A 6,517-nucleotide genomic window follows, 5' to 3' on the forward strand; every position below is an offset into this window, starting at 1 on the left:
GACTGGAGGGACTCTCATGGTCCGGCCACGTCGCGTGCTCCTCATCGTCCTCTCCGTCTTCGCGGTGGTGTACCTGGGCCTGTGTGTCGCGGCCTTCGCGCTCCAGCGTCCGTTGCTCTACCCGGCGCCCAAGGCGCCCATACCGCTGCCAGCGCAGCTCGGCTTCCGGCGCCTGCCGTTGACGGGTGAGGCATACGTGGACGTGCTCCAGCTCCCAGGGCCTCCTGGGGCGCCGACAGTGGTGCACTTCCATGGCAACGGAGAGCAGCTGCTGGACCAGCTCGACCTGGGCACGGTGATGAACCAGAACGGCCTGGGCTTCCTGGCCGTCGAGTACCCGGGTTATGGCGCGTCGCCCGGACAACCCTCGGAGCAGGGCATCTACGCGGCTGCCGAGGCGGCGCTGGCGATGCTGCGAGGGCAGGGCGTGCCGTCGGAGCGCACCGTGCTCAGTGGCCGCAGTCTGGGCACGGGCGTGGCGGTGGAGATGGCGCGTCGGGGCCACGGCGCGCGCATCATGTTGGTGGCGCCCTACACCTCCATCTGGGAGGTGGCGGGGCTGGCCTTTCCATTCCTCCCCGCGTCCCTGCTGATGAGGGACCGCTTCGACTCCACGTCGAAGGCGCCGGATATCACCCTGCCGGTGCTCATCATCCATGGGGAGCAGGACACGCTCATTCCGGTGGAGATGGGGCGCAGGCTGGGCGCGCGCTTCCCTCACGCCACCGTGGAGACGGTGCCCGGAGCGGGCCACAACGATGTGCTGGAGCAGTCGGGGCTGGAACGCGTGCGCCGCATGGCCGTGTTCGCCCTGGGCGGAAGCTGAAGCGGGCCCCGGGGCGCGGGTGTCGTTGTCGCGCGCCCCGAGGGGGTGTCTTCGATTCAGTGGACCTGCGAGGGGGACTCGGAGTCGACGGACACCTCGCGCATCAGCTCCGCGGTCTCCTCCGCGCCCAACTGCTTCACCAGGTCCGCCTGCGCCACCATGCCGCAGACGGAGCCTTCGTCATCGAGCACCACCATGCGACGGACCTGGCTCTGCTCCATCAACTCCAGGCAGTCCTCCAGGCTGGTGTCGCGATACACGGTGGCCGCGGGAGTGGACATCGCATCGCTCACGTTGAGCATGTAGGGGTCCTTCCCCTTGGCGATGATGCGACAGGTGATGTCCCTGTCAGTGATGACGCCGATGGGCCTGTTGTCCACGTCGATGATGGGCAGGGCCCCGCAGTCGCATTCCACCATCCACCGCGCCGCCTGCTCGATGCCGGTGTCCGGCAGGCAGGTGACGGGGTTCTCGGACATGACTTCTTCGACGTTCATGGCGGCCTCCCGGGGCGTATGACTCTCCCCGGGAAGGTGGACCTCTTCGCGGAAGGCGACAGGGTGAGTCCAGAGCGTCCGCCGTTCGGTCGGCCCGGGATGCGGGGGCGTGGTTCGAGGACTGGCCAGCGACGGGGCGAGGGGCGTCAGTCGTGGGGAAGTCGCTGCTCGTACTCGGCTTCGAGTCGGGCATGCGTGGACCAGAAGCCCCGAGGCTCCCGACCGGAGAGCCGGTCGTCGAGGATGCCCAGGTGTGTGTCCCAGCCGCTGGCGACGTTGACCCTGTCCGTGCGAGTGACGAGCCGGCGGTGCGTGAGGACGAGCAGCACCTCGGTGCCGCGCTCGCTCAGCTCGAACGTCACCTCGGAGGGAGCGCCCGTCTGCTCGGCCCAGGTGTAGCTCAGCGCGTGGGGAGGCTCGTAGCGGGTGACGTGACCGATGTGCCGGTGGCCATCGCGCATGACCTCGTAGCGCTTGGGCACGGGCTCGTGGGAGAGCGTGGAGTGGAGGAAGCGCAGCTCGACGCGGCCTCCCTCGCGCGGCTCCAGCGCTCCTGCCGCCAGCCACTGACCGCGCTTCTCCGAGTCCGTGAGGAACTCCCAGACGCGTTCGATGGGCCCGGGCAACACGCGCTCCAGGCGCACCGTCTGCGGCTCGGTGACGGCTCCGTACTCAGCCATGGTGCGACTCCTGAGGGACGAGCGCGCGGGTGAGGGCGGTGAGCATGGTGGCCCAGCCCGCCTGCGTGCGGTCGGCGTACTCGGCCCACTTGGAGGACATGACGTGGGTCAGCGTCAGCTCGCAGCCCGTGCCCTGGGGACGGAAGTCCAGACTCACTCGGCTGATGTCCTCTTCCGTCATGACGTCCTCGCGAATGGCCCAGGTGAAGACGAGGCGGCGCGGACGGTCGACCTCCAGGTACGTGCCGATGTGGTCGATGTCCGTCTCCCCTCGACGCACGAGGAAGGAGAACGTGCCGCCCACGCGAGCGTCGACGTGGAGGTGGAGGACCTGCTCGGTGCGGACGCGCGGGCCGAACATCCACTGGCCCAGGAACTTCGCGTCGACCCAGGCGTCGAAGACGCGCTCGGCGGGCGTGTCGAAGTGGCGGACGAGCTGGACCTGGATGGAGGTGTCGGTGCTCATCGCGAGCGTCCTTTCTTGCGAGGGGATGCAGCGGGGGAAGGTGTGTCTGCTCGAAGGAGCGCCTCCAGGGCGTCCAGGCTCTCGCTCCAGAAGCGCTCGTAGTAGTGGAGCCAGTCGCGCACCTCCGACAGGGGCTTCGCGTCCAATCGGCACACGTGCGTGCGGCCCTTCACCTCGCGGCGCACCAGCCCCGCGCGCTCCAGCACCTTGATGTGCTTGGAGGCGGCGGCCAGGGACATCCGGAAGGGGGCCGCCAGCTCGCCCACGCTGCGCTCGTGCGAGGACAGGCTGCGCAGCATCGCCCGTCGGGTCGGGTCCGACAGCGCGTGGAAGGTATTGTCGAGCTGGGTGGCATGTTGTTCAACCATAAGGTTGAATATAAGCCCGTGCTCGGGACTGTCAACCTGCGAAGCTGGGGCCTCGGGTGGAGAGGCTGGTACGCTCGGCGCGCCTTTCATTATCGGGAGACGCGCCCATGTCCCATGCCTCGACACCCGTCATCGGCATCATCGGTGGCAGCGGCCTGTACCAGATTGACGGTTTGAAGGACGTCACCTGGAAGAAGGTGGCCTCTCCGTTTGGCGAGCCGTCCGACGAGCTGTGCTTCGGCACGCTGGAGGGGCAGCGCGTCGTCTTCCTGCCGCGCCATGGCCGGGGCCACCGAATCGCCCCGAGCGACATCAACTTCCGGGCGAACGTCGACGCGCTCAAGCGCAGCGGGGTGACGGACCTGCTCTCGCTGTCCGCCGTGGGCAGCCTGCGCGAGGACCTGCCGCCGGGCGTCTTCGTGGTGGTGGACCAGTTCATCGACCGGACCTTCGCGCGGGAGAAGAGCTTCTTCGGCACGGGGCTCGTCGCGCACGTGTCCATGGCGAAGCCGGTGTGCTCGCGGCTGGCAGACGCGGTGATGTCCGCATGCGAGACGCTGGGCGTGGCCGCTCGGCGGGGCGGCACCTACCTGGCGATGGAGGGGCCGCAGTTCTCCTCGCTGGCGGAGAGCCGGCTGTACCGGACGTGGGGCTGTGACGTCATCGGCATGACGAACATGCCGGAGGCGAAGCTCGCCCGGGAAGCGGAGCTCTGTTACGCGACGGTGGCCATGGTGACGGACTTCGATTGCTGGCATCCGGACCATGACGCCGTCACCGTGGACCAGGTGGTGTCCGTACTGCTGGGCAACGCGGGCAAGGCGCGCGGGCTGGTGAAGCAGGTGGCCCCGCTGCTCGGCGGGCACGAGGGGCCCTGTCGCCAGGGTTGCCAGCGCGCCCTGGACCACGCGCTCATCACCGCGCCCGAGGCTCGGGATTCCGCGCTCGTACAGAAGCTGTCCGCCGTGGCCGGCCGGGTGCTGAACCGATGAAGGTCCAGGGCAAGCCCACGCGCTCCCTCTGGCTGGAGCCCGACGGGCAGGCGGTGGGAATCATCGACCAGACGCGCCTGCCCCATGCCTTCGTCACCGCGCGACTCGTCACGTTGGAAGAGGCCGCGCACGCCATCCGCGAGATGCGGGTGCGAGGCGCTCCGCTCATCGGCGCCACCGCCGCGTATGGCGTCTGGCTGGCGCTGCGCGAGGACGCGTCGGACGCGGCGCTGAGCCGGGCCCTCTCCGTCCTGGGCGCGACGCGTCCCACCGCCGTCAACCTGCACTGGGCGCTGGAGCAGATGCGCCGGCTGCTGGAGCCGCTGCCCGTCTCCGAGCGAGAGGGCGCCGCGAAGAAGCGCGCGGCCGAGCTGTGCGACGAGGACGTGGCCATCAACCGCGCCATGGGCGGGCACGGCCTGAAGCTGCTGGAGGCCGCCTGGGCGCGGAAGGGCCGTCGGGGACGGCTGGACGTGCTCACGCACTGCAACGCCGGGTGGCTGGCGACGGTGGACTGGGGCACGGCGCTGTCGCCCATCTACCTGGCGCACGACGCGGGGCTGCCCGTGCACGTCTGGGTGGACGAGACGCGTCCTCGCAACCAGGGTGCGGGGCTGACGGCCTGGGAGCTGGGCCAGCACGGCGTCCCGCACACCGTCATCGCCGACAACGTGGGAGGCCACCTGATGCAGCACGGACAGGTGGACCTCTGCATCGTCGGCACGGACCGCACCACGGCGCACGGGGACGTGGCGAACAAGATTGGCACCTACCTGAAGGCGCTGGCGGCGAAGGACAACGGCGTGCCCTTCTACGTGGCGCTGCCTTCGCCCACCATCGACTGGAGCCTGAGGGACGGCGTGCGGGAGATTCCGATTGAGCAGCGCGACGGCCGGGAGCTGAGCGACGTCACCGGGCGGCTGGCGTCGGGTGAAGTGGCCACGGTGCGGGTGACGCCGGAGGGCAGCCCTTCCGCCAACTACGCGTTCGACGTGACTCCAGCGCGGCTGGTGACGGCGCTCATCACCGAGCGGGGCGTGTGTCCCGCCACCGAGGAGGGGCTGCGCTCGCTCTTCCCGGAGCGCGCGAGGGGTGTGTCGTGAGCGGCCGGGATGACCGCGCCTCGCGCGAGGCGATGATTGCCACCTGCCGGAAGATGAACGCGTCGGGGCTCAACCAGGGGACATCCGGCAACCTGAGCCTGCGCGTGGAGGAGGGCTTCCTGCTGACGCCCACCGGCATGGACTACGACGCACTGACGCCGGAAGACATCGTCCTCATGCGCATGGACGGGAGCCACGAGGGACGCAGGCGCCCCTCGTCGGAGTGGCAGCTCCACCGGGACATCCTGGTGGCGCGTCCGGAGGTGGGCGCGGTGCTGCACGCGCACTCCATGTTCTGCACCACGCTGGCGTGTCTGCGCCGGGGCATTCCCGCCTTCCACTACATGGTCTGCGCGGCGGGAGGCGTGGACGTGCGCTGCGCGGCCTATGCGACGTTCGGCACCGATGCGCTGGCGCGTCACGTGCTGGAGGCGCTGGAGGGCCGCAAGGCCTGCCTGATGGCGAACCACGGCATGCTCGCGCTGGGGAGCAATCTGGCCGGAGCCTTCAAGCTGGCGGTGGAGGTGGAGACGCTCGCGGCCATGTACTGGCGGGCGCTTCAAGTGGGCGAGCCCGTGCTGCTCGACGACGCGGAGATGGCGCGGGTGCTGGAGAAGTTCAAGACGTACGGGCAGCAGTCGCCGCCCGTGGCGTCCTGAAAAAAGCCTACGCCGCGCGCAGCGTGAGCACCGTCACCTCGGGCGGGACGCCCAATCGGAAGGGCAGCCAGTGGCCGGTGCCGCCGGACACATAGAGCTGATGGTCCCCTCGGCGATAGCGGCCGAGCATGTACTGGAAGGCGAACCAGAACGCGGGCACGCCGAAGAACGCCACCTGGCCGCCGTGGGTGTGGCCGGCGAGGGTGAGCCGCGCACCGCGCTCCGCGGCGTTGTTGAAGAAGTCGGGGTGGTGGGACAGGCAGAGGATGACTTCGTCGGGGGAGGTGCCCTGGAAGGCCTTCTCGGCGGACTGGAGCATGCGCTCGGCCTTCACGCGGTGGCTGCGGCCGGACATGGGGTAGTCCACGCCGACGACGCGCACGCGCTGACCGCCGTGCTCGATGACGTGTGACGAGTCCACCAGCAGCCGCACCGGGCCGCCGCGCGCCTGGGACTGCGCATAGGCCCGCACGACTTCGTCGAGGCCGCGCCAGTGCTCGTGGTTTCCGAGCACCGCCAGCATGCCGTGACGGGCCTTGCACGACTCCAGCGCGGCCATGGTGCCGTCGAGCTGGTCCAGGTCGTCGATGAGGTCCCCCGTCATCACCTGGAGGTCCACCTGGGCCTCGTTCATCGCCGCCACGGTGTCCCGGAGGTACTGGGTGTCGATGAAGGTGCCGACGTGTACGTCGGTAATCTGGCCGATGCGAAACCCGTCCAGCGCGGGGGGCAGCCCAGGCAGGCGCACCTCCACCGACTTCACGGTGAAGCCCGAGGAGCCGCCCGCGACTCCCATCGTGCTCGTTCCCGCCGCGAACACCGGCACCGCGCGCCCCGCGTGGGTCAGCAGGGTGCGGCGGCTCATCCCACCCAGGGCGGGGGGCGCGCGGTGCCGGTGTTCGCGGCGGGAACGAGCACGATGGGAG

The 6,517-nt window shown here is 69.8% G+C and carries 9 protein-coding genes; 4 read left to right on the forward strand and 5 right to left on the reverse strand.

What is annotated here, in order from left to right; genetic code table 11:
- Window positions 1–16: 16 nt before the first annotated feature.
- Window positions 17–826 carry an alpha/beta hydrolase gene (locus HUW62_RS10000; RefSeq protein ID WP_163869005.1) on the forward strand — a complete coding sequence of 270 codons (810 nt, stop codon included), beginning with the start codon at window positions 17–19 and terminating at the stop codon, window positions 824–826.
- 56 nt (window positions 827–882) lie between these two features.
- On the opposite strand, the gene HUW62_RS10005 is transcribed toward HUW62_RS10000, so the two are convergent.
- The 4 genes from HUW62_RS10005 to HUW62_RS10020 form a co-directional block, all read right to left on the reverse strand.
- Window positions 883–1,323 carry a CBS domain-containing protein gene (locus tag HUW62_RS10005; RefSeq protein WP_205522781.1) on the reverse strand — a complete coding sequence of 147 codons (441 nt, stop codon included), beginning with the start codon at window positions 1,321–1,323 and terminating at the stop codon, window positions 883–885.
- A 146-nt stretch (window positions 1,324–1,469) separates the two neighbouring features.
- The gene (locus HUW62_RS10010) at window positions 1,470–2,003 is read right to left on the reverse strand and encodes an SRPBCC family protein (RefSeq protein WP_176434275.1); all 534 of its coding nucleotides are present in this window, start codon (window positions 2,001–2,003) and stop codon (window positions 1,470–1,472) included.
- A complete protein-coding gene (locus tag HUW62_RS10015; RefSeq protein WP_176434276.1) occupies window positions 1,996–2,469 on the reverse strand; it encodes an SRPBCC family protein in 474 nt (157 codons plus the stop codon). Before HUW62_RS10015 ends, HUW62_RS10010 begins: the two co-directional genes overlap by 8 nt.
- On the reverse strand, window positions 2,466–2,837 hold the full coding sequence (locus tag HUW62_RS10020; protein ID WP_176434277.1) for a helix-turn-helix transcriptional regulator: 372 nt from the start codon (window positions 2,835–2,837) through the stop codon (window positions 2,466–2,468). Before HUW62_RS10020 ends, HUW62_RS10015 begins: the two co-directional genes overlap by 4 nt.
- Window positions 2,838–2,944: 107 nt before the next feature.
- Here HUW62_RS10020 and HUW62_RS10025 point away from each other — a divergent pair, with 107 nt between their 5' ends.
- From HUW62_RS10025 to HUW62_RS10035, 3 genes are read left to right on the forward strand one after another with little or no spacing between them, the layout of a single operon-like run.
- Entirely contained in the window at window positions 2,945–3,829 is an 885-nt protein-coding gene (locus HUW62_RS10025; protein ID WP_176434278.1) for an S-methyl-5'-thioadenosine phosphorylase, read from the forward strand.
- The gene (mtnA, locus tag HUW62_RS10030) at window positions 3,826–4,932 is read left to right on the forward strand and encodes an S-methyl-5-thioribose-1-phosphate isomerase (RefSeq protein ID WP_163869009.1); all 1,107 of its coding nucleotides are present in this window, start codon (window positions 3,826–3,828) and stop codon (window positions 4,930–4,932) included. Before HUW62_RS10025 ends, mtnA begins: the two co-directional genes overlap by 4 nt.
- Window positions 4,929–5,591, forward strand: a complete 663-nt coding sequence (locus HUW62_RS10035; protein ID WP_163869010.1) for a class II aldolase/adducin family protein — start codon at window positions 4,929–4,931, stop codon at window positions 5,589–5,591. The genes mtnA and HUW62_RS10035 overlap by 4 nt, the downstream gene beginning before the upstream one ends.
- Window positions 5,592–5,598: 7 nt before the next feature.
- Here the strand turns inward: HUW62_RS10035 and HUW62_RS10040 are convergent.
- Window positions 5,599–6,517: metallophosphoesterase (locus HUW62_RS10040; RefSeq protein ID WP_176434279.1), on the reverse strand; the 919-nt coding region annotated here is incomplete at its 5' end.

Origin of the sequence: Myxococcus sp. AM011 (assembly GCF_013372595.1) — a bacterium.
GTDB lineage: Bacteria > Myxococcota > Myxococcia > Myxococcales > Myxococcaceae > Myxococcus > Myxococcus eversor.

What these genes read in the sequence shown, in the direction of transcription:
- HUW62_RS10015 (WP_176434276.1), bottom strand. Translation starts at nt 2,469, where the DNA reads ATGAGCACCGACACCTCCATCCAGGTCCAGCTCGTCCGCCACTTCGAC.
- mtnA (WP_163869009.1), top strand. Translation starts at nt 3,826, where the DNA reads ATGAAGGTCCAGGGCAAGCCCACGCGCTCCCTCTGGCTGGAGCCCGAC.
- HUW62_RS10020 (WP_176434277.1), bottom strand. Translation starts at nt 2,837, where the DNA reads ATGGTTGAACAACATGCCACCCAGCTCGACAATACCTTCCACGCGCTG.
- HUW62_RS10010 (WP_176434275.1), bottom strand. Translation starts at nt 2,003, where the DNA reads ATGGCTGAGTACGGAGCCGTCACCGAGCCGCAGACGGTGCGCCTGGAG.
- HUW62_RS10000 (WP_163869005.1), top strand. Translation starts at nt 17, where the DNA reads ATGGTCCGGCCACGTCGCGTGCTCCTCATCGTCCTCTCCGTCTTCGCG.
- HUW62_RS10005 (WP_205522781.1), bottom strand. Translation starts at nt 1,323, where the DNA reads ATGAACGTCGAAGAAGTCATGTCCGAGAACCCCGTCACCTGCCTGCCG.
- HUW62_RS10025 (WP_176434278.1), top strand. Translation starts at nt 2,945, where the DNA reads ATGTCCCATGCCTCGACACCCGTCATCGGCATCATCGGTGGCAGCGGC.